The sequence below is a fragment of the Pseudomonas sp. CM27 genome (assembly GCF_013179515.1).
Classification (GTDB): domain Bacteria; phylum Pseudomonadota; class Gammaproteobacteria; order Pseudomonadales; family Pseudomonadaceae; genus Aquipseudomonas.
This window is the reverse complement of record NZ_JABMCN010000468.1, coordinates 1-882: the sequence shown is the minus strand read 5'-3', so window position 1 is coordinate 882 and position 882 is coordinate 1. Positions and strand designations below refer to the sequence as shown.

1 protein-coding gene is annotated in these 882 nt (G+C 68.8%); it reads left to right on the top strand.

The window, feature by feature from the left end; translation table 11 throughout:
* Window positions 1-882, top strand: an 882-nt coding sequence (mnmC, locus tag HP547_RS29005; RefSeq protein WP_172288937.1) for an FAD-dependent 5-carboxymethylaminomethyl-2-thiouridine(34) oxidoreductase MnmC, incomplete at both ends; no start/stop codon positions are given.

The window sequence follows — 882 nt, the reverse complement described above, 5'->3', positions numbered from 1 at the left end:
AGAACCCGGACATGTGGACACCACAGCTGTTCGCGCAACTGGCGCGGCTGTCGCACCCGGCTGGTGCTGCCGAAGCCACAGTGCTGGGCACCTTCACCACCACTGGCTGGGTACGCCGCAGCCTGGTCGAAGCCGGTTTTGCCATGAAAAAGGTGCCCGGCATCGGCAAGAAGTGGGAGGTGATGAGCGGCGCCTACGTCGGCCCCCTGCCCGGCCCCGAAGCGCCCTGGTATGCGCGCCCGCCTGCCGCACCAGGGCCGCGCGAGGCGCTGGTGATCGGTGCCGGCCTGGCCGGTAGCAGCAGCGCCGCCAGCCTGGCCCGGCGTGGCTGGCAGGTGACCGTGCTGGAGCGTCACCAGGGCGCGGCACAAGAGGCCTCAGGCAATCCGCAAGGGGTGCTGTACCTGAAGCTGTCCGCCCATGGCACTGCCTTGTCGCAGATGATCCTGTCCGGTTTCGGTTATACCCGTCGCCAGCTCGAACGCCTGCAGCGGGGCCGTGACTGGGATGCCTGCGGGGTGTTGCAGCTGGCTTTCGACAGCAAGGAAGCCGAGCGCCAGGGCAAATTGGCTGCTGCCTTCGACCGCGACTTGCTGCAGCCACTGCAGCGCGCCGAGGCTGAGGCCCTCGCCGGTGTCACCTTGCCGGCGGGTGGGCTGTTCTACCCCGAAGGCGGCTGGGTACACCCGCCTGCACTTTGCCAGCAGCAGCTGCAGCACCCGGGCATTCGCCTGCTGACGCACCATGAGGTGCTGGAACTGCGCAAGGTTGACCAGCAGTGGCAGGCCTGGGCTGGCGATCGCCTGCTGGCCAGCGCACCGGTGGTGATCCTGGCCGGTGCGGCCGAAGTACGCCGGTTCGAGCCTTGCGCGCAGCTGCCGC